The sequence below is a fragment of the Mycobacterium canetti CIPT 140010059 genome (genome assembly GCF_000253375.1).
In the GTDB taxonomy this organism is placed as follows: Bacteria; Actinomycetota; Actinomycetes; order Mycobacteriales; family Mycobacteriaceae; genus Mycobacterium; species Mycobacterium tuberculosis.
On record NC_015848.1, the window covers coordinates 1,456,180 to 1,476,325 of the forward strand.

The following is a 20,146-nucleotide window of genomic DNA, read 5'->3' on the forward strand; positions in this document are numbered from 1 at the left end:
GCCGCCGGCTCAGCGTCGCATGAACCCGATGGCGGTGTAGTCCAGGTCTGCCAGACCCGTCGCGCCGAAGTTGGCCAGCGTGCTGCGGACCGCAACGGTGCCGGGCGACTGGGTAAGCGGCAGGCTGAATCCTTCGGCCCAGATCAGCTCGTCGACCTGGTTGGCCAAGGCCCTCGCCTTGCCGGGATCGAGTTCTGCCAGCGTTCGCTCGATCGCGGCGTCGATTTGCGGGCTACCGATCTTGCCGAAGTTGCTTTCCCCGTCCGAAGCGTAGATCTGGGTGAGCGATGACAGCGGAAACGCGTCGCCCACCCAGCCGAACTGTGCGATGTCGAAAGCCCCCACGTTGACGTAGTCGCTGAAGAAACCGCTGCCGGACTTGGCCTGAAGTTCGAGTTTGACGCCGATCTGCGCCAGGGTGTGTTGGGCGATCTGGGCGAACTGCCGGGTGCTTTGTGCGTCGTAGAACAGATCGCGGATGACGAGCTGGCGACCGTCCTTCTCCCGGAACGCGCCGCTTCGCCTCCAGCCCAGGGCGTCCAGCTCCCGTTTCGCTTGTTCCGGGTTGTAGGCGACAACGCCGCTGTTGTCCTGGTAGCCGTCTTGGCCGGCGACGAAGACGTGGTTGTTCAGTGGCACCGGGTCGCTGGTGAGGCCGTATTGGGCGACCCTGGCGATGGTGTATCGGTCGATGCCCTTGGCGATCGCCAGGCGCAGCGCCTTGTCGGCGAGGATCGACCCAGGCGCACCGTTGAGGGTGAAGTGATACCAGCTGGGCCCGGGGGCGCGCCGGATCGAGATGCCCTTGGTGCGCGCCGCGATGGTCAGCTGGTCCAGTGTGCCGACGCCGGTGGCGTCGATTGTGTTGTTCTGCAGCGCCGGCAGCCGGGCGGCATCATCGAGCACCAGGTATGTGATGCTGTCCAGGCGTGGCCGTGCCCCCCACCATCTCGGGTTACGGGTCAACACGATTCGCTGCGCGGTGCGGTCCAGGGCAGACACGACGAACGGACCCGCCGACGGACCGGGCCCATCGAGTTGACCCTTATTGAATGCCTCGGGTGTGGCGGTCATACTGGCCGGCAGCAGCATGCCGTTGCCCGCGAACATACCGCGCCACTCCGCGTACGGCTTGGCGAACGTCACCACGGCCTGCCGGTCGTCGACCCCTCTGGTTACCGACGCCACACGCTCGGCGCCGCTGCTAGAAGCGATCTCGAATGCCTTGTCGGCGCCGCTGATCGCATGAATCTGGCTGGCGATGTCCCGCCAGGTGATCGGGGTCCCGTCGGACCACACCGCCTCGGGATTGATGGTGTAGGTGACCACCTGCGGGGCGGTCCTGGTCAGCTCGATGCTGGTGAAGTAGTTGGTGTCGACCGTCGTCGAGCCGTCCGGTCCGATGATGAACGCGCGCGGCAAGGTGGCTTTCATCATCGCCGCGACCTCGGCGTTGTTGCCGTCGATGTGCAAGATGTTGAAGTTGGGCGGAAAGTCGGTGAGCGACAGGCGAAGATTGCCGCCATCTTGCAACGTGGCGGGATCCTGCTGATTGATGTCGCTGGTGGTGCCAACCGCGGCCCTGCGGTCCGCAGTGGGCGCGAGTTCGAGTTGGGTACCGGAGGCCGAGCATCCGGTGAGCACCATAGCCACGACGAGCGGTGTTAATAACGCGAAAGCCCAATATCGAGTCTGCGTCCAGGGTCTGGATTTCCCCTGAAACGACGCCCTGAGCGCAGACGCGATGCCCGGGGCGCAGCCTCGTCGCTGGCCACGGTCAGCCACGACGGGCCGGATCCGGTTGCGGTACCGCGCCCAGCAGTCGCCTGGTGTACTCGTGTTTCGGATTGCCGAAGACCTCCTCACTGTCGCCCTGCTCAACAACGGTACCGGCAAGCATGACCGCCACCTGGTGGGCGAGGTGTTTGACCACCGAAAGATCGTGGGAAACAAATAAATATGACAACCCGAACTGCTCTTGGAGGTCGAGCAGCAGGTTGATGATCCCGGCCTGAATGGAGACATCGAGTGCCGACACCGGTTCGTCGAGTGCCAGGATCTTGGGTTGGAGCGCCAGTGCCCGCGCGATGCCGATGCGCTGCTTCTGACCGCCGGAGAACTCGGCGGGATAACGACTGGCGTCGCCGTGGCGCAGTCCGACGATATCGAGCAGCTCGGCGACCCGCGCGTGAGTCTCGTTCTTGCCGAACCCATTGGCCTGCAATGGTTCGGCAATCAGATCGAAGACCGGCAGCCGCGGGTCTAAGGACGCCACCGGGTCTTGGAAGACCACCTGGATGTCGCGGCGCAGCGATCGGCGTTCCGCTGTCCCCAGCGTGGCGACGTCAGTGCCGAGGACTTCGATCGATCCCGATTGCGGCGCAGCCAGCTCCAGGATCTCGTGCAGGGTGGTCGACTTGCCCGAACCGGATTCGCCGACGATACCCAACGTGCGGCCCTGCCGGAGTTCGAGACTGATGCCGTCGACCGCGCGGACCTCGCCGATCGCCCGGCGCAGCACCACGCCCTTGGCCAGCCGGTAGGTTTTGACTAGATGACGTACCCGCACGACCACCGAGGTGTCGCCGAGTGCAGCCGGGCGGGCCTCGGTTTTGACCCGGTAGATGTCGGCGGCGCTGCGCCCGGTGACCAGCTCGGTGCGGATGCAGGCCGCCCGGTGATCGGTAGCGACGTCAAGCAATTCGGGTTCCGCGGTAAGGCATTCGTCGATGACTAGCGGGCAGCGCGGCGCGAACGGGCAACCCGGTGCCAAGCCCGCCAGCGACGGGGGCGCACCCGGTATCGGCACCAGCCGGGTGCCCTGCGCGGCATCCAGCCGGGGGACCGAGCCTAAAAGCCCCACGGTGTAGGGCATCCGGCGATCGCGGTACAGATCATTCACCTCGGCCGACTCGACGACCCGTCCGGCGTACATCACCAGCGCCCGGTCGGCGAACTCGGCCACGACGCCGAGGTCGTGGGTGATGATCAGCACCCCGGCGCCGGTGACGTCGCGCGCCGTCTTGAGGACGTCGAGGATCTGCGCCTGCACCGTGACGTCGAGCGCCGTGGTCGGTTCGTCACAGATCAACAGGTCGGGATCGTTGGCGATCGCGATGGCGATCACCACGCGTTGGCGTTCGCCACCTGAAAGCTCATGCGGAAACGCACGGGAACGCCGCTGCGGCTGCGAAATACCGACCAGGTCAAGCAGTTCCACCGCACGCCGACGAGCGGCCTTCTTGCCAACACGGGGCTGGTGCACCTCGATGGCCTCGGCGATTTGGTCGCCGACGGTGTAGACCGGGGTGAGCGCAGACATCGGATCCTGGAACACCGTGCCGATCGCCTTGCCTCGAAACCGGGACATCGCGTTGTCGGCAAGCCCCAACAGTTCGGTACCCTGTAGCCGAACCGAACCACGCACCTGCGCGTACTCGGGCAGCAGGCCCACCACCGCCATCGCCGCTGCGGACTTACCTGAACCCGATTCGCCCACCATCGCGACCACCTCGCCGGGCTCGACGCGGTAGCTGATCCCGCGCACCGCGGTCACCGGATCGCCATCGGTCCTGAAGGTGACGGCCAAATCGGTCACCTCGAGCAGGGGGCTCATCGCACACCACGGCGCAGGGATCTGCTGGCTGGGTCCAGCGCGTCGCGCAGGCCATCGCCGGTCAGGTTGGCGCACACCAGAATCAACACCAGGATACTGGCGGGAAACAAGAACACCCACGGGAACGCGGTCGCGGATGCGGTGCCGTCGGCGATCAGGGTGCCCAGCGACACATCCGGCGGTTGAATACCGAAACCAAGGAAGCTCAACCCGGTTTCGGCCAGGATGGCGGCGGCAACATTGAGGGCGGCGTCGATGATCAAGATGGATGCGACGTTGGGCACCACATGGCCGACGATGATCCGGCGGCTGGAGACACCCATATATCGTGCGGCCCTGATGAATTCGCGTTCTCGCAAGCTCATCGTCATCCCGCGCACCATGCGAGAGCTGATCATCCAGCCGAAGCCGGCCAACAACAAGACAAGAAACATGATGTTTGCCGAGTTCTTGGTTCGCGGGGTAACGATGGCGATCAGGATGAAGCTGGGCACTACTAGCAGCAGATCGACCACCCACATCAGTGTCCGGTCCCGCCAGCCGCCGAAATATCCCGAGATCGCTCCAACCGTGGCAGCGATACCAGTCGAGATCACCGCAACGCAAACACCAATCAGCATCGACTTCTGCATGCCACGCAGCGTCTGCGCCAGCAGATCTTGGCCCAGCGCGTTAGTGCCCAGCCAGTGCTTGGTGCCCGGCGGTTGCAGCAATGCGTTGAAATCAAGGTCGTCGTAGGAGTAGGGCAATAGTGGGGGCAGCGCATAAGCGCTGACGAACAGCAGGAGCAGCGCCGCCAGCGACGCCACCGCGGCCCGATTGCGTAGGAACCTGCGCACCACTAGGGTGCGCCGCGAGGCGAATTCCGTCATGACACCCGTACCCTCGGGTCCAAAGCCGCGTAGATCACGTCCGAGAGCAAACCGGCCAGCAACACGACCGCGCCGGAGAACACGGTAATTGCCGCGACGATGTTGGTGTCCTGAGTCGAGATACCGCGGACCATCCATTCACCCATGCCGTGCCAGCCGAAGATCTTCTCGACGAAAACCGCTCCGGTGACCAACCCGGCCACCCCGTAGGCGAACAGCGTGGCCATCGGTATTAGCGCCGTTCGCAGGCCATGCTTGAGTAGGGCCCGTCGTCGGGTCAGCCCCTTGGCGCGGGCGGTGCGAATGAAATCCTGGCCGAGGACATCCAGCATCGCGTTGCGCTGGTAGCGGCTGAACCCGGCGGCGGCCGCCAGCGCCAACGTCAGCGATGGCAGGATCAAATGCTGCAACCGGTCGCCTAGCCGATCCCACACCCCGCCGGCAACGCCGGGTGACGTCTCCCCGGTGTAGTCGAAAAGCTGGATGCCCACTGCCCAGTTGACCCGCAGGGCGCCCAGGATCAACAGGTTGGCCACCACAAACGTCGGTGTGCTCAACACCAGCAGCGCCAGCGTGGTCATGACGCGGTCGCTGAGCCGGTACTGCCGGATGGCACCCCACGCCCCGATCACCACACCGGCCACCGTGCCGAATACCGATCCAACGACCAGCAGCCGCAGGCTGACTCCGATCCGGCGCCCCAGTTCGGTACCGACAGGCTGGCCGGTGATGGTGGTTCCGAAGTCACCACGGACGGCATGCGATACCCAGTTGGCGTAGCGGGCCAGTATGGGTCTGTCCAAGCCGAGATCGTGTGCCTTGGCATCGATAACCGCTTGCGGTGGGCGCGGACTGCGTTGCATCAGGCTTTCCAGCGGCGAGAACGCCAGCGAGGTCAGGCAGTACGTCAAAAACGACGCCAGCGCCAGCAGCACCAGGTAGTTGAGCAACCGGCGGGCCAGATAGCGCGTCATGCCCAACCACCGCGTCGCATTGGGACAGGGTAGCGAGCCCGGCGATGGCGTGCCGCCAGCGCGCCGGTTGATGGGGTCACCCGTGATCCGGATGGTTCCGCTCGGGCCGATTCTGATGCGTGAAAACTGGGTAACCGGTTGTTAAAATTCACCGCGGCGTCGATCTGAGTAGCAAAGTCCACACCGCGATACCCGAGGAGGCCCGCGTGACGGTTACCGACGACTACCTGGCCAACAACGTGGACTACGCGAGCGGTTTCAAGGGCCCGCTACCGATGCCGCCGAGCAAACACATCGCAATCGTGGCGTGCATGGACGCCCGGCTGGACGTCTACCGCATGCTGGGCATCAAGGAGGGCGAGGCACACGTCATCCGCAACGCCGGATGCGTGGTCACCGACGATGTGATCCGTTCACTGGCCATCAGCCAGCGGCTGCTGGGAACCCGCGAAATCATCCTGCTGCACCACACCGACTGTGGGATGCTGACTTTCACCGACGACGACTTCAAGCGCGCCATCCAGGACGAGACCGGCATCAGACCCACGTGGTCGCCCGAGTCGTACCCCGACGCCGTCGAGGACGTCCGTCAGTCGCTGCGCCGCATCGAGGTCAACCCGTTCGTCACCAAGCACACGTCGCTGCGCGGCTTCGTCTTCGATGTCGCCACCGGCAAACTCAACGAGGTCACGCCCTAGCAGCCCGAGCCGTCAGCCTAGGGCGCACTGGCGCACCGGCAGCCCGCCGAGATGGGGCTGCGTTGACAGCGATAGGGAAGCCTGGTTGCATAGATGGCAATAACCATAAATATGGTCAATCCTACCGGATTTATCAGGTATGAGGACGTGGAACAGGAAGCCATGACCAGCGATGTGACGGTGGGCCCCGCACCCGGCCAGTACCAACTGAGCCATCTGCGCTTGCTGGAGGCCGAAGCCATCCACGTCATCCGGGAGGTGGCCGCCGAGTTCGAGCGGCCAGTGCTGTTGTTCTCGGGGGGCAAGGACTCCATCGTCATGCTGCACCTGGCGCTGAAGGCGTTTCGGCCCGGGCGACTGCCGTTCCCGGTCATGCACGTCGACACCGGTCACAACTTCGACGAAGTTATCGCTACCCGAGACGAGTTGGTCGCCGCGGCCGGGGTGCGGCTGGTGGTGGCGTCGGTGCAGGACGATATCGATGCCGGTCGGGTCGTCGAGACCATCCCGTCGCGAAATCCGATACAGACCGTGACGCTGCTGCGGGCCATCCGGGAGAACCAATTCGACGCGGCATTCGGGGGAGCCCGGCGCGACGAGGAGAAGGCCCGCGCCAAGGAGCGGGTGTTCAGCTTCCGCGACGAGTTCGGCCAGTGGGACCCGAAGGCTCAGCGGCCGGAACTGTGGAACCTCTACAACGGACGGCACCACAAGGGCGAGCACATCCGGGTCTTCCCGCTGTCCAACTGGACCGAATTCGACATCTGGTCCTACATCGGCGCCGAGCAGGTCAGGCTGCCGTCCATCTATTTCGCCCACCGGCGCAAGGTGTTTCAGCGCGACGGCATGTTGCTGGCCGTGCACCGGCACATGCAACCGCGAGCCGACGAGCCGGTGTTCGAGGCCACGGTGCGATTCCGCACCGTCGGGGATGTTACCTGCACCGGGTGCGTCGAGTCGTCGGCATCGACGGTCGCGGAAGTCATCGCCGAAACTGCGGTGGCCCGCTTGACGGAGCGCGGGGCGACCAGGGCTGACGACCGGATCTCGGAGGCTGGAATGGAAGACCGCAAGCGGCAGGGATACTTCTGATGACGACGCTATTGCGGCTGGCGACAGCGGGTTCCGTCGACGATGGCAAGTCCACGCTGATTGGGCGGCTACTCTACGACTCCAAGGCCGTGATGGAAGACCAGTGGGCGTCGGTGGAGCAAACGTCCAAGGACCGGGGCCACGACTACACCGACCTGGCTCTGGTCACCGACGGCCTGCGGGCCGAGCGGGAACAGGGCATCACCATCGACGTTGCCTACCGCTACTTCGCCACTCCCAAGCGGAAATTCATCATTGCCGACACCCCGGGACACATCCAATACACCCGCAACATGGTGACCGGTGCGTCCACCGCCCAACTGGTGATCGTACTGGTGGATGCCCGGCACGGCTTGCTGGAGCAATCCCGCCGGCACGCCTTCCTGGCGTCGCTGCTGGGCATCCGCCACCTGGTGCTCGCGGTCAACAAGATGGACTTGCTTGGCTGGGACCAAGAGAAATTCGACGCGATTCGAGACGAATTCCACGCCTTCGCGGCCCGCCTCGACGTGCAGGACGTCACCTCCATCCCAATCTCCGCGCTGCACGGCGACAACGTGGTGACCAAATCCGACCAGACGCCTTGGTACGAGGGACCGTCGCTGCTGTCGCATCTCGAAGACGTCTACATCGCCGGTGACCGCAACATGGTCGACGTGCGATTCCCGGTCCAGTACGTCATCCGGCCGCACACCCTCGAGCATCAAGACCACCGCAGCTACGCGGGCACCGTGGCCAGTGGGGTAATGCGTTCAGGCGACGAAGTTGTCGTGCTGCCGATCGGTAAGACCACCCGGATCACCGCGATCGACGGCCCGAACGGCCCGGTGGCAGAAGCGTTTCCGCCGATGGCGGTTTCGGTGCGGCTCGCCGACGACATCGATATCTCGCGTGGTGACATGATCGCTCGCACCCACAACCAGCCCAGGATCACACAAGAATTCGATGCGACCGTGTGCTGGATGGCCGACAACGCGGTGCTAGAGCCCGGCCGCGACTACGTTGTCAAGCACACCACCCGAACCGTCCGCGCGAGGATAGCCGGGCTGGATTACCGGCTCGATGTCAACACCCTGCATCGCGACAAGACCGCAACGGCGTTGAAACTCAACGAACTGGGCCGTGTTTCGCTGCGCACCCAGGTGCCGTTGCTGCTTGACGAGTACACCCGCAACGCTAGCACCGGCTCGTTCATCCTCATTGACCCCGACACCAACGGAACGGTGGCGGCGGGCATGGTGTTACGCGACGTCTCGGCCCGCACGCCTAGCCCGAACACGGTGCGGCACAGATCGCTCGTCACTGCGCAAGATCGGCCGCCCAGGGGCAAGACGGTGTGGTTTACCGGACTGTCCGGCTCCGGCAAGTCGTCGGTGGCCATGCTGGTTGAGCGGAAGCTACTCGAAAAGGGCATCTCCGCTTACGTTCTGGACGGCGACAACCTACGGCATGGCCTCAACGCCGACCTGGGCTTTTCCATGGCCGACCGCGCGGAGAACCTGCGCCGGCTGTCGCATGTGGCCACACTGCTCGCCGATTGTGGCCACCTGGTGCTGGTGCCGGCGATCAGCCCCCTTGCTGAGCACCGTGCCCTGGCTCGTAAAGTGCACGCTGATGCGGGAATCGACTTTTTCGAGGTGTTCTGTGACACCCCGCTGCAGGACTGTGAGAGGCGTGATCCCAAGGGGTTGTACGCCAAAGCGCGTGCGGGTGAGATCACGCACTTCACCGGGATCGACAGCCCATATCAGCGGCCCAAGAACCCAGACCTACGGCTTACGCCGGATCGCAGCATAGACGAGCAGGCGCAGGAGGTTATCGACCTGTTGGAGTCATCGTCTTAGGCCGGCCTGGTTGCTCTGCTGTCCCTGGCAAGCGGGTGGCACAATCCTGAAGCATGCGGATGTCAGCTAAGGCGGAGTACGCGGTGCGGGCGATGGTCCAGCTCGCCACGGCCGCCAGTGGCACCGTGGTCAAGACCGACGATCTGGCTGCGGCCCAAGGCATACCACCGCAGTTTCTCGTCGATATCCTGACCAACCTGCGCACCGACCGCCTGGTGCGAAGCCACCGCGGTCGCGAGGGTGGTTATGAATTGGCGCGTCCGGGCACCGAGATCAGCATCGCCGACGTATTGCGCTGCATCGACGGACCGCTGGCTAGCGTCCGCGATATCGGACTTGGCGACCTGCCCTACTCGGGCCCCACTACCGCGCTGACCGACGTTTGGCGCGCGCTGCGCGCCAGTATGCGGTCGGTGCTGGAGGAGACCACGCTGGCTGACGTTGCCGGTGGCGCGCTGCCCGAGCACGTCGCCCAGCTCGCCGACGACTATCGCGCGCAGGAGAGCACGCGGCACGGCGCCTCGCGCCATGGTGACTAGCCGCCAGAGCCATCGGCAGGGCCTGCCTGAGCCAGGTGCAACCGAAGGAGTCAACGAATGGTCAGCACACATACGGTTGTCGCGGGGGAGACGCTGTCGGCGTTGGCGTTGCGCTTCTATGGCGACGCGGAACTGTATCGGCTGATCGCCGCCGCCAGCGGGATCGCCGATCCCGACGTCGTCAATGTGGGGCAGCGGCTGATTATGCCTGACTTCACGCGATACACCGTTGTTGCCGGGGACACGCTGTCGGCGTTGGCGTTGCGCTTCTATGGCGACGCGGAATTGAATTGGCTGATCGCCGCCGCCAGCGGGATCGCCGATCCCGACGTCGTCAATGTGGGGCAGCGGCTGATTATGCCTGACTTCACGCGATACACCGTTGTTGCCGGGGACACGCTGTCGGCATTGGCTGCGCGCTTCTATGGCGACGCCTCCCTATATCCGCTTATCGCCGCCGTCAATGGCATCGCCGATCCTGGCGCCATCGACGTCGGGCAGGTACTGGTCATATTCATCGGGCGTAGCGACGGGTTCGGCCTAAGGATCGTGGACCGCAACGAGAACGATCCCCGCCTGTGGTACTACCGGTTCCAGACCTCCGCGATCGGCTGGAACCCCGGAGTCAACGTCCTGCTTCCCGATGACTACCGCACCAGCGGACGCACCTATCCCGTCCTCTACCTGTTCCACGGCGGCGGCACCGACCAGGATTTCCGCACGTTCGACTTTCTGGGCATCCGCGACCTGACCGCCGGAAAGCCGATCATCATCGTGATGCCCGACGGCGGGCACGCGGGCTGGTATTCCAACCCGGTCAGCTCGTTCGTCGGCCCACGGAACTGGGAGACATTCCACATCGCCCAGCTGCTCCCCTGGATCGAGGCGAACTTCCGAACCTACGCCGAATACGACGGCCGCGCGGTCGCCGGGTTTTCGATGGGTGGCTTCGGCGCGCTGAAGTACGCAGCAAAGTACTACGGCCACTTCGCGTCGGCGAGCAGCCACTCCGGACCGGCAAGTCTGCGCCGCGACTTCGGCCTGGTAGTGCATTGGGCAAACCTGTCCTCGGCGGTGCTGGATCTAGGCGGCGGCACGGTTTACGGCGCGCCGCTCTGGGACCAAGCTAGGGTCAGCGCCGACAACCCGGTCGAGCGTATCGACAGCTACCGCAACAAGCGGATCTTCCTGGTCGCCGGCACCAGTCCGGACCCGGCCAACTGGTTCGACAGCGTGAACGAGACCCAGGTGCTAGCCGGGCAGAGGGAGTTCCGCGAACGCCTCAGCAACGCCGGCATCCCGCATGAATCGCACGAGGTGCCTGGCGGTCACGTCTTCCGGCCCGACATGTTCCGTCTCGACCTCGACGGCATCGTCGCCCGGCTGCGCCCCGCGAGCATCGGCGCGGCCGCAGAACGCGCCGATTAGCCGCACCACGTATACCCCGCGGGCAGGTGGCCGCTGGCCGATAGCCTCATGTGTGTGAGCGTGGGCGAGTCAGTTGCGCAGTCGCTGCAACAGTGGGATCGCAAGCTGTGGGACGTGGCGATGCTCCACGCGTGCAACGCCGTCGACGAGACCGGCAGGAAGCGCTATCCCACGCTGGGCGTCGGCACTCGATTCCGGACGGCGCTACGGGATTCACTCGACATTTACGGAGTGATGGCCACGCCTGGCGTCGACCTGGAAAAGACTCGCTTCCCTGTCGGTGTGAGATCGGATTTGCTGCCGGATAAGCGCCCCGACATCGCCGACGTCCTGTATGGAATTCACCGGTGGTTGCACGGTCATGCTGACGAATCCTCGGTTGAATTCGAAGTAAGCCCGTACGTGAACGCCAGTGCCGCACTCCGCATTGCCAATGACGGCAAAATTCAGCTGCCAAAGTCCGCAATACTGGGTTTGCTGGCCGTTGCCGTGTTTGCGCCGGAGAACAAGGGCGAGGTCATTCCCCCGGACTATCAGCTCAGCTGGTATGACCACGTGTTCTTCATCAGTGTTTGGTGGGGGTGGCAAGACCATTTCCGCGAAATCGTCAACGTCGACCGGGCATCGCTGGTCGCCCTCGACTTCGGCGACCTGTGGAATGGCTGGACGCCAGTTGGGTAATCCTGGTCGCTTGTCGCCCCGCCGGGCTGGGTTAGATTGCCCGGCTCCTCAACCCGCCGTTTCGGCGTGCATCGTCGCCGGGCTAGCCGTCTCGGTCAGCGGACCGGATCGTCGACGCCGCCGCCTGCGCGGCGGCTACCTGGCCGAACGTGGACGGCGGCGGCGCTAGAGTCCCGGGGCGCTCGACGACCTCGGTCGCCCGCGCCGCGGCACCGAGAACCATGGCCCGGTCGGATTCGTCCGCGAACTCGCGCTGTGCTGCCCGCACGACCAGGGCAATTTGGGTTTGCACCGCTACACGGCGCGACGGGTCGACGCAGTTCTGGGCGACCGCGCTGAGCAGCTGCAGCAGCGCAGTGAGCACCAGCGGCTCACGCGAGCCGTAGCGGCGGATCTGGGCACATCCGACGTGCAGGTAGGTGGCGAAGCTGGGGTACGGCAGCCAGAAGAGGAGCTCCCCGGCGCGGTCGCGGCGCACGTCGTCCGGCAGCGCCCGCGATGCCAGCACCGACTCCACGGCCGAAAGATGGTGCACGACTTGGATCGCCGTGTACGGGTCGTTGAGTGCGGGCGATAGTGCCCGCAGCGCGATATCCACCATCTGCCGCAATCCGAAGCGGATGTCCTGCTGCAGGGTGCGCTCGAATCCGATGTGCACATGACGTAAGCAGCGTTGCGGGAAGTCAGACCCTGGCGCGCCCGGCGCGGTGCCCCTGCGCCAGCACCAGCCGAGCAGGCCCCCGGCGGTGACGTAATCGCCGACGAAGGTAACCAGCAGCGCCGTATACCGGCTGGCTGCCGCCAATTCGGCGATGTCGTCGACGTCGACGGTTTGTAGGTAACCCGAGTGCGGGGCCAACAGCGGCACCGCATCAGCCGGGGGGCTGGGCGGTGTCTCTACTTGTCGATCCGCCGTATCCGATTCCGGATACAACTGGTCAACCAGCCCCAGCGTGCGCAGCCGCACCTTGTCCATGATCGTGTCTATCTGGATCGAGTGCATGAGGTGGTGCAGGAAGTAGATCAGCGCGGCGATGCTGACGAATGCCAGCGCGAGTGACCCGGTGACCGCGACTTTGGGAATGAACGCCCCGCCGTCGCGGTGCTCCCCGACGGTGTGTAGCCCACCGGTGCTGTAGGCGAAGGTGCAGGCAAAGATCGCCAGCACCACCTGGTTGGGCACATCGCGCAGGAAGGTTCGTAGCAACCGCACCGAGAACTGGCTGGAGGCGATCTGTAGGGACAGGACCGTCAGCGAGAAGACGATGCCGATGGTGGTGATCATCGTGGCCGACACCACGATCAGCACGCCTCGGGCGTCGCCTGGGGTGCCCTGAAACATCAGCTTGTCGATCAGCGTGCCGGATTTCACGGGAATCATCGACAGGACCGCTCCCGACCCCAGACCGATCGCAACGCCGAATGTCGGCAGCACCCAGACTGCGCCCTGTAAGTAATCCAGTATGGCTTTGCGACGGTTGAGCATGCTGGTTGCGGTCACCGAATAAGCATGCACCCATCCGCGAGCACTAGGCGGAACTACGTAACACTTCGATGTGGCAGTAGAAGCATTTTTCCGCTCTCGCTTCGCCGAGCGTGCACTCATGGCGAGTTTCCGGCCGTTAACCTCAAGTGATCGCTGCAACACCTGACCAGAGGTGTTGGCGCTGCATGGGTTATCAGAAGGGGTTTCGGGGTCGGGGGGATCGGGTGGCCGATGGGGTGCGGGGGAAGTTCTGGAAGGCGCTCGAATCGGGGTTATCGCCGACGGTGTGCTCGGCTTTCCTACCAAGGCGGACTGCAGGCGGATCCGTGGCGTGCCGGTGTTCGACGGCGATACGCGGATGGTCGCCCGGCTGATGGGATCGCTTGCCGTGTTGCGGTCGGTGAGCATTCCAAAGGGCTACCGGGACTTCGGCTTTGGCAGTCTACGTGCGGTGGCGCCGAAAAACTGCCCGGACGTGAGTGGCTGAGGCGGCCCAATTTCGGACTAGGATTTCTGGCCGCTGGAAGTCACTGATGACACCGTACGTCACCCTTGATCGACAAGTGCGGATGTGGGGACCCGTCCGGGGTCCCCACATCGTGGTGGTCGCTGTTTAGCTCGAGGTCACGTACTGCGGGCAGTAGGCCGACGCGGCGTCAACGGCGAACGTCTTGGCGCCCTTGGCGCTCAGACCGGTCGCCTTGGCCACCGCCTTGATGACCGCTTTGGCCGAGTGACCCTCGTCGAGGGCGTCGCAGACGGCGTGCGCGTCCTTGATGGCGCGCGCTGCGCTCGGCGGAGTGATCCCGTCCGCCTGCAGCTGCGCGAGGAACGCTTCGTCGGTCGAGCTTGCGCTGGCGGTCCCGGCGAAGCCGAGTGCGGCCAGGCCCAAAGTGGCGGCAGTCAAGGTGGTGCCAACCATGGAGGCGGCGAAACGGCGAGTGAACATTGATGATCTCCTTGTGCTGATGTCATCGGAGGTTGCGCTGGTTTGCGTGCCCTCAGAATCAGCACCGGGCCTTGACAGATTCTCAATAAATCCTTGGCAATATCGATACCGGTTCGACGGTGTCCCGACAGTGCAAGGAGAACGGTCCGCCATGGCTGTGCCGGAGCGCGTCAGGCGAATGAGACAACACGGAACGTGCGCTCGGCGCACCGGGTCGCCAGCAACGCGGCACGCGGGGCGCCCTGGTTCTTACCCCTACGAATTTGAGAGCGAGACCACGAAGCCAACTACGCGGCCGCCCTCGCGGGTGGCGCCGATCACATTGTTGTAGCCATGCGTGAGGCTAGATCAACCCTTGTGCCCCCGGCAGGATTCGAACCTGCGGCCTTCTGCTCCGGAGGCAGACGCTCTATCCCCTGAGCTACGGGGGCGCACGACGACACGTTGCGCCATGGGGCCCCGCCAGAGTAGCGCATCGCGGCTACCCACTGACCACCGCAACGGATTCGAAGCCCAACCACCTCAGCCCATAGGATGGACGTTCGTGACCCCCGCTGACCTGGCTGAGCTGCTCAAAGCGACCGCTGCCGCGGTGCTGGCCGAGCGCGGCCTCGATGCCTCCGCGTTGCCGCAGATGGTCACGGTGGAACGCCCGCGCATTCCCGAGCACGGCGACTATGCCAGTAACCTGGCGATGCAGCTCGCCAAGAAAGTCGGCACCAACCCGCGTGAGCTGGCCGGATGGCTTGCCGAGGCACTGACAAAGGTCGACGGTATCGCCTCGGCGGAGGTGGCCGGGCCGGGCTTTATCAACATGCGGCTGGAAACCGTCGCCCAGGCTAAAGTCGTTACCAACGTTATCGACGCCGGCCACAGCTACGGTCACTCGCTGCTGCTGGCCGGGCGCAAGGTCAACCTGGAATTCGTCTCCGCCAACCCCACCGGACCGATCCACATCGGCGGTACCCGCTGGGCCGCGGTCGGCGACGCGCTGGGCCGTTTGCTCACCACCCAGGGCGCCGACGTGGTCCGCGAATACTATTTCAACGACCACGGCGCCCAGATCGACCGATTCGCCAACTCCCTGATCGCCGCGGCCAAGGGCGAACCCACGCCCCAAGACGGCTACGCGGGCAGCTACATCACCAACATCGCCGAGCAGGTGCTGCAGAAGGCGCCTGACGCGCTGAGCCTGCCAGACGCAGAGTTGCGCGAGACCTTCCGCGCAATCGGCGTCGACTTGATGTTCGACCACATCAAACAGTCTCTGCACGAGTTCGGTACCGACTTCGACGTCTACACCCACGAAGACTCGATGCACACCGGCGGCCGGGTCGAGAACGCCATCGCCCGACTCCGCGAAACCGGCAACATCTACGAGAAGGACGGCGCAATCTGGTTGCGTACCAGCGCATTTGGTGACGACAAGGACCGCGTCGTGATCAAGAGCGACGGCAAACCGGCATATATCGCCGGTGATCTCGCCTACTACTTGGACAAACGCCAACGCGGTTTTGACTTGTGCATCTACATGCTCGGCGCCGACCATCACGGCTACATCGCCCGGCTAAAGGCCGCGGCCGCCGCCTTCGGTGACGACCCGGCCACCGTCGAGGTGCTCATTGGGCAGATGGTGAACCTGGTCCGCGACGGCCAACCGGTCCGGATGAGCAAACGTGCAGGCACCGTGCTCACCCTCGACGACCTGGTCGAGGCGATCGGCGTGGACGCCGCACGTTACAGCCTGATCCGCTCCTCGGTGGACACCGCGATCGACATCGACCTGGCGCTATGGTCCTCGGCGTCGAACGAAAACCCGGTCTATTATGTGCAATACGCGCATGCCCGGCTCTCAGCGCTGGCTCGCAACGCCGCCGAACTCGCCCTGATCCCGGATACAAACCACCTCGAACTGCTTAACCACGACAAGGAGGGCACGCTGCTGCGCACCCTCGGCGAATTCCCGAGGGTGCTCGAGACCGCGGCCTCCCTGCGGGAACCGCACCGGGTCTGCCGCTACCTGGAAGACCTGGCCGGCGACTATCACCGGTTCTACGACTCGTGCCGAGTGTTGCCGCAAGGCGACGAGCAGCCCACCGACCTGCACACCGCGCGCCTAGCGTTGTGCCAGGCCACCCGTCAGGTCATCGCCAACGGGCTGGCGATCATCGGCGTCACCGCACCGGAGCGAATGTGAACGAGCTGCTGCACTTAGCGCCGAATGTGTGGCCGCGCAATACTACTCGCGATGAAGTCGGTGTGGTCTGCATCGCAGGAATTCCACTGACGCAGCTCGCCCAGGAGTACGGGACCCCGCTGTTCGTCATCGACGAGGACGACTTTCGCTCGCGCTGCCGAGAAACCGCCGCGGCCTTTGGAAGTGGGGCGAACGTGCACTATGCCGCCAAGGCGTTCCTGTGCAGCGAAGTAGCCCGGTGGATCAGCGAAGAAGGGCTCTGTCTGGACGTGTGCACCGGTGGGGAGTTGGCGGTCGCGCTGCACGCTAGCTTTCCGCCCGAGCGAATTACCTTGCACGGCAACAACAAATCGGTCTCAGAGTTGACCGCTGCGGTCAAAGCCGGAGTCGGCCATATTGTCGTCGATTCGATGACCGAGATCGAGCGCCTCGACGCCATCGCGGGCGAGGCCGGAATCGTCCAGGATGTCCTGGTGCGTCTCACCGTCGGTGTCGAGGCGCACACCCACGAGTTCATCTCCACCGCGCACGAGGACCAGAAATTCGGGTTATCGGTGGCCAGCGGCGCGGCCATGGCAGCGGTGCGGCGCGTTTTCGCCACTGATCACCTGCGCCTGGTTGGGCTACACAGCCACATCGGTTCGCAGATCTTCGACGTGGACGGCTTCGAACTCGCCGCGCACCGTGTCATCGGCCTGCTACGCGACGTCGTCGGCGAGTTCGGTCCCGAAAAGACGGCACAGATCGCGACCGTCGATCTCGGTGGCGGCTTGGGCATCTCGTATTTGCCGTCCGACGACCCACCGCCGATAGCCGAGCTCGCGGCCAAGCTGGGTACCATCGTGAGCGACGAGTCAACGGCCGTGGGGCTGCCGACGCCCAAGCTCGTTGTGGAGCCCGGACGCGCCATCGCCGGACCGGGCACCATCACGTTGTATGAGGTCGGCACCGTTAAGGACGTCGATGTCAGCGCCACAGCGCATCGACGTTACGTCAGTGTCGACGGCGGCATGAGCGACAACATCCGCACCGCGCTCTACGGCGCGCAGTATGACGTCCGGCTGGTGTCTCGAGTCAGCGACGCCCCGCCGGTACCGGCCCGTCTGGTCGGAAAGCACTGCGAAAGTGGCGATATCATCGTGCGGGACACCTGGGTGCCCGACGATATTCGGCCCGGCGATCTGGTTGCGGTTGCCGCCACCGGCGCTTACTGCTATTCGCTGTCGAGTCGTTACAACATGGTCGGCCGTCCCGCTGTGGTAGCGGTGCACGCGGGCAACGCTCGCCTGGTCCTGCGTCGGGAGACGGTCGACGATTTGCTGAGTTTGGAAGTGAGGTGACCCGTGCCCGGTGACGAAAAGCCGGTCGGCGTAGCGGTACTCGGTTTGGGCAACGTCGGCAGCGAGGTTGTCCGCATCATCGAGAACAGCGCCGAGGATCTCGCGGCTCGTGTCGGTGCCCCATTGGTCCTGCGGGGCATCGGCGTGCGCCGCGTGACGACCGATCGCGGCGTGCCGATCGAATTGTTGACCGACGACATTGAAGAGCTCGTGGCCCGCGAGGATGTCGATATCGTGGTGGAAGTGATGGGGCCGGTGGAACCGTCGCGCAAGGCGATCCTGGGCGCCCTTGAGCGCGGCAAGTCCGTCGTTACGGCGAACAAGGCTTTACTCGCCACCTCCACCGGCGAATTGGCACAGGCCGCCGAAAGCGCCCATGTTGATCTGTATTTCGAGGCGGCCGTGGCGGGCGCCATTCCGGTCATCCGTCCGCTCACCCAGTCGCTGGCCGGCGACACGGTGCTGCGAGTGGCCGGGATCGTCAACGGCACCACCAACTACATCCTCTCGGCGATGGACAGCACCGGCGCTGACTATGCCAGCGCCCTGGCCGACGCAAGTGCGCTGGGCTATGCGGAGGCTGATCCCACCGCAGACGTCGAAGGCTACGACGCCGCGGCCAAGGCAGCGATCCTGGCATCCATTGCCTTCCACACCCGGGTGACCGCAGACGACGTGTATCGCGAAGGCATCACCAAGGTCACTCCGGCCGACTTCGGATCCGCGCACGCGCTGGGTTGCACCATCAAACTGCTGTCGATCTGTGAGCGCATAACCACCGACGAAGGTTCGCAGCGGGTATCGGCCCGCGTCTATCCGGCCCTGGTACCTCTGTCGCATCCGCTTGCCGCGGTCAACGGCGCGTTCAATGCCGTGGTGGTCGAGGCCGAGGCCGCGGGCCGGCTGATGTTCTACGGCCAGGGCGCGGGCGGCGCGCCGACCGCCTCTGCGGTGACCGGTGACCTAGTGATGGCCGCCCGCAACCGGGTACTCGGCAGCCGCGGCCCCCGTGAGTCTAAATACGCTCAACTTCCGGTGGCACCAATGGGTTTCATTGAAACGCGCTATTACGTCAGCATGAACGTCGCCGACAAGCCGGGCGTCTTGTCCGCGGTGGCGGCGGAATTCGCCAAACGCGAGGTGAGCATCGCCGAGGTGCGCCAGGAGGGCGTTGTGGACGAAGGTGGTCGACGGGTGGGAGCCCGAATCGTGGTGGTCACGCACCTCGCCACTGACGCCGCACTCTCGGAAACCGTTGATGCACTGGACGACTTGGATGTCGTGCAGGGTGTGTCCAGCGTGATACGACTGGAAGGAACCGGCTTATGACCGTCCCGCCGACGGCCACTCACCAGCCGTGGCCGGGAGTGATTGCCGCGTACCGTGACCGGCTGCCGGTGGGTGACGACTGGACTCCGGTGACCCTGCTCGAGGGTGGTACTCCCCTCATCGCGGCAACTAATCTCTCCAAGCAGACGGGCTGCACGATCCACCTCAAAGTGGAGGGCCTCAACCCCACCGGCTCCTTCAAGGATCGTGGCATGACGATGGCGGTCACCGATGCCCTTGCCCATGGTCAGCGGGCGGTCTTGTGCGCATCGACCGGAAATACCTCGGCGTCGGCGGCGGCCTATGCCGCCCGGGCCGGCATCACCTGCGCGGTGCTGATACCGCAGGGCAAGATCGCGATGGGCAAGCTCGCACAGGCGGTCATGCACGGCGCCAAGATCATCCAGATCGACGGTAACTTCGACGACTGCCTGGAACTGGCGCGCAAGATGGCCGCGGACTTCCCGACGATTTCGTTGGTCAACTCGGTAAACCCGGTGCGCATCGAGGGCCAGAAAACGGCAGCGTTCGAGATCGTCGACGTGCTAGGTACCGCGCCGGACGTGCATGCTCTGCCGGTTGGCAACGCCGGCAACATCACCGCGTACTGGAAGGGCTACACCGAGTATCACCAGCTGGGCCTGATCGACAAGTTGCCCCGCATGCTGGGCACTCAGGCCGCGGGCGCGGCGCCCCTGGTGCTCGGCGAACCGGTGAGCCACCCGGAGACCATCGCAACCGCGATCCGCATCGGCTCGCCGGCGTCGTGGACTTCGGCCGTCGAGGCACAGCAGCAGTCCAAGGGCCGCTTCTTGGCCGCCTCCGACGAGGAGATACTGGCCGCATATCACCTGGTGGCTCGTGTCGAAGGCGTATTCGTGGAGCCCGCGTCCGCAGCCAGCATTGCGGGTCTCCTCAAAGCGATCGACGACGGCTGGGTGGCGCGTGGTTCGACGGTGGTGTGCACGGTAACCGGCAACGGTCTTAAGGATCCCGACACCGCGCTCAAAGACATGCCGAGCGTGTCTCCGGTTCCCGTGGACCCGGTAGCCGTCGTCGAGAAGCTAGGGCTGGCCTAGTGGCGATCGCAAGCGCGGCGGA

At 64.7% G+C, this 20,146-nt stretch carries 17 protein-coding genes and 1 tRNA gene; 11 read left to right on the forward strand and 7 right to left on the reverse strand.

What is annotated here, in order from left to right:
• Nucleotides 1-9: 9 nt before the first annotated feature.
• Genes oppA through MCAN_RS06820 form a run of 4 tightly spaced genes read right to left on the reverse strand, consistent with a single transcriptional unit; the run spans nucleotide 10 to nucleotide 5,462 of the window.
• The gene (gene oppA, locus MCAN_RS06805) at nucleotides 10-1,785 is read right to left on the reverse strand and encodes an oligopeptide ABC transporter substrate-binding protein OppA (protein ID WP_003900310.1); all 1,776 of its coding nucleotides are present in this window, start codon (nucleotides 1,783-1,785) and stop codon (nucleotides 10-12) included.
• The gene (locus tag MCAN_RS06810; protein WP_014000698.1) at nucleotides 1,778-3,616 is read right to left on the reverse strand and encodes a dipeptide ABC transporter ATP-binding protein; all 1,839 of its coding nucleotides are present in this window, start codon (nucleotides 3,614-3,616) and stop codon (nucleotides 1,778-1,780) included. Before MCAN_RS06810 ends, oppA begins: the two co-directional genes overlap by 8 nt.
• Entirely contained in the window at nucleotides 3,613-4,488 is an 876-nt protein-coding gene (locus tag MCAN_RS06815) for an ABC transporter permease (RefSeq protein WP_003406607.1), read from the reverse strand. Before MCAN_RS06815 ends, MCAN_RS06810 begins: the two co-directional genes overlap by 4 nt.
• The gene (locus MCAN_RS06820) at nucleotides 4,485-5,462 is read right to left on the reverse strand and encodes an ABC transporter permease (protein WP_003406613.1); all 978 of its coding nucleotides are present in this window, start codon (nucleotides 5,460-5,462) and stop codon (nucleotides 4,485-4,487) included. Before MCAN_RS06820 ends, MCAN_RS06815 begins: the two co-directional genes overlap by 4 nt.
• Before the next feature lie 206 nt (nucleotides 5,463-5,668).
• On the opposite strand from MCAN_RS06820, the gene canA reads away from it, so the two are divergent.
• From canA to MCAN_RS06850, 6 genes are all read left to right on the forward strand, one after another.
• Nucleotides 5,669-6,160, forward strand: coding sequence for a beta-carbonic anhydrase CanA (gene canA / locus MCAN_RS06825; protein WP_003406616.1), 492 nt, complete (start codon nucleotides 5,669-5,671; stop codon nucleotides 6,158-6,160).
• A 93-nt stretch (nucleotides 6,161-6,253) separates the two neighbouring features.
• Complete coding sequence (gene cysD / locus MCAN_RS06830) at nucleotides 6,254-7,252, forward strand: sulfate adenylyltransferase subunit CysD (protein ID WP_003406618.1); 999 nt, start codon at nucleotides 6,254-6,256, stop codon at nucleotides 7,250-7,252.
• Nucleotides 7,252-9,096: an adenylyl-sulfate kinase gene (cysC, locus tag MCAN_RS06835; RefSeq protein ID WP_003406621.1), complete on the forward strand. Its 1,845-nt coding sequence runs from the start codon at nucleotides 7,252-7,254 to the stop codon at nucleotides 9,094-9,096. The genes cysD and cysC overlap by 1 nt, the downstream gene beginning before the upstream one ends.
• A 53-nt stretch (nucleotides 9,097-9,149) precedes the next feature.
• Entirely contained in the window at nucleotides 9,150-9,635 is a 486-nt protein-coding gene (locus MCAN_RS06840) for an Rrf2 family transcriptional regulator (protein ID WP_003406624.1), read from the forward strand.
• A 57-nt stretch (nucleotides 9,636-9,692) separates the two neighbouring features.
• The gene (locus tag MCAN_RS06845) at nucleotides 9,693-11,063 is read left to right on the forward strand and encodes an esterase (protein ID WP_014000699.1); all 1,371 of its coding nucleotides are present in this window, start codon (nucleotides 9,693-9,695) and stop codon (nucleotides 11,061-11,063) included.
• A gap of 48 nt (nucleotides 11,064-11,111) precedes the next feature.
• Nucleotides 11,112-11,744 (forward strand): hypothetical protein, encoded by a 633-nt coding sequence (locus MCAN_RS06850; RefSeq protein ID WP_003406626.1) that lies wholly within the window; start codon nucleotides 11,112-11,114, stop codon nucleotides 11,742-11,744.
• 82 nt (nucleotides 11,745-11,826) lie between these two features.
• Here MCAN_RS06850 and MCAN_RS06855 read toward each other — a convergent pair whose 3' ends face one another.
• Nucleotides 11,827-13,392, reverse strand: a complete 1,566-nt coding sequence (locus MCAN_RS06855; RefSeq protein WP_014000700.1) for a DUF2254 domain-containing protein — start codon at nucleotides 13,390-13,392, stop codon at nucleotides 11,827-11,829.
• Nucleotides 13,393-13,402: 10 nt separating this feature from the next.
• Between MCAN_RS06855 and MCAN_RS06860 the strand changes: the two genes are divergently transcribed.
• Nucleotides 13,403-13,717 (forward strand): hypothetical protein, encoded by a 315-nt coding sequence (locus tag MCAN_RS06860; protein WP_014000701.1) that lies wholly within the window; start codon nucleotides 13,403-13,405, stop codon nucleotides 13,715-13,717.
• Nucleotides 13,718-13,843: 126 nt separating this feature from the next.
• Here the strand turns inward: MCAN_RS06860 and MCAN_RS06865 are convergent, their stop codons facing one another.
• Together MCAN_RS06865 and MCAN_RS06870 are read right to left on the reverse strand one after the other, a co-directional pair.
• Nucleotides 13,844-14,179, reverse strand: a complete 336-nt coding sequence (locus MCAN_RS06865; RefSeq protein WP_003406629.1) for a DUF732 domain-containing protein — start codon at nucleotides 14,177-14,179, stop codon at nucleotides 13,844-13,846.
• 358 nt (nucleotides 14,180-14,537) lie between these two features.
• A tRNA-Arg gene (locus MCAN_RS06870) sits at nucleotides 14,538-14,610 on the reverse strand.
• Nucleotides 14,611-14,723: 113 nt separating this feature from the next.
• Between MCAN_RS06870 and argS the strand changes: the two genes are divergently transcribed.
• From argS to thrC, 4 genes are read left to right on the forward strand one after another with little or no spacing between them, the layout of a single operon-like run.
• Nucleotides 14,724-16,376, forward strand: coding sequence for an arginine--tRNA ligase (argS, locus tag MCAN_RS06875; RefSeq protein ID WP_014000702.1), 1,653 nt, complete (start codon nucleotides 14,724-14,726; stop codon nucleotides 16,374-16,376).
• Entirely contained in the window at nucleotides 16,373-17,716 is a 1,344-nt protein-coding gene (gene lysA, locus MCAN_RS06880; RefSeq protein WP_003406632.1) for a diaminopimelate decarboxylase, read from the forward strand. Before argS ends, lysA begins: the two co-directional genes overlap by 4 nt.
• Nucleotides 17,717-17,719: 3 nt before the next feature.
• Entirely contained in the window at nucleotides 17,720-19,045 is a 1,326-nt protein-coding gene (locus MCAN_RS06885) for a homoserine dehydrogenase (protein WP_003406648.1), read from the forward strand.
• On the forward strand, nucleotides 19,042-20,124 hold the full coding sequence (thrC, locus tag MCAN_RS06890) for a threonine synthase (RefSeq protein ID WP_003406652.1): 1,083 nt from the start codon (nucleotides 19,042-19,044) through the stop codon (nucleotides 20,122-20,124). Before MCAN_RS06885 ends, thrC begins: the two co-directional genes overlap by 4 nt.
• The last annotated feature ends 22 nt before the right edge of the window (nucleotides 20,125-20,146 follow it).

Bases quoted from the DNA above. Each gene is read 5' to 3' on its own strand.
- MCAN_RS06810 (WP_014000698.1), bottom strand. From the start codon at position 3,616: ATGAGCCCCCTGCTCGAGGTGACCGATTTGGCCGTCACCTTCAGGACC.
- MCAN_RS06815 (WP_003406607.1), bottom strand. From the start codon at position 4,488: ATGACGGAATTCGCCTCGCGGCGCACCCTAGTGGTGCGCAGGTTCCTA.
- MCAN_RS06820 (WP_003406613.1), bottom strand. From the start codon at position 5,462: ATGACGCGCTATCTGGCCCGCCGGTTGCTCAACTACCTGGTGCTGCTG.
- cysD (WP_003406618.1), top strand. From the start codon at position 6,254: ATGGCAATAACCATAAATATGGTCAATCCTACCGGATTTATCAGGTAT.
- cysC (WP_003406621.1), top strand. From the start codon at position 7,252: ATGACGACGCTATTGCGGCTGGCGACAGCGGGTTCCGTCGACGATGGC.
- MCAN_RS06840 (WP_003406624.1), top strand. From the start codon at position 9,150: ATGCGGATGTCAGCTAAGGCGGAGTACGCGGTGCGGGCGATGGTCCAG.
- MCAN_RS06845 (WP_014000699.1), top strand. From the start codon at position 9,693: ATGGTCAGCACACATACGGTTGTCGCGGGGGAGACGCTGTCGGCGTTG.
- MCAN_RS06850 (WP_003406626.1), top strand. From the start codon at position 11,112: ATGTGTGTGAGCGTGGGCGAGTCAGTTGCGCAGTCGCTGCAACAGTGG.
- MCAN_RS06865 (WP_003406629.1), bottom strand. From the start codon at position 14,179: ATGTTCACTCGCCGTTTCGCCGCCTCCATGGTTGGCACCACCTTGACT.
- thrC (WP_003406652.1), top strand. From the start codon at position 19,042: ATGACCGTCCCGCCGACGGCCACTCACCAGCCGTGGCCGGGAGTGATT.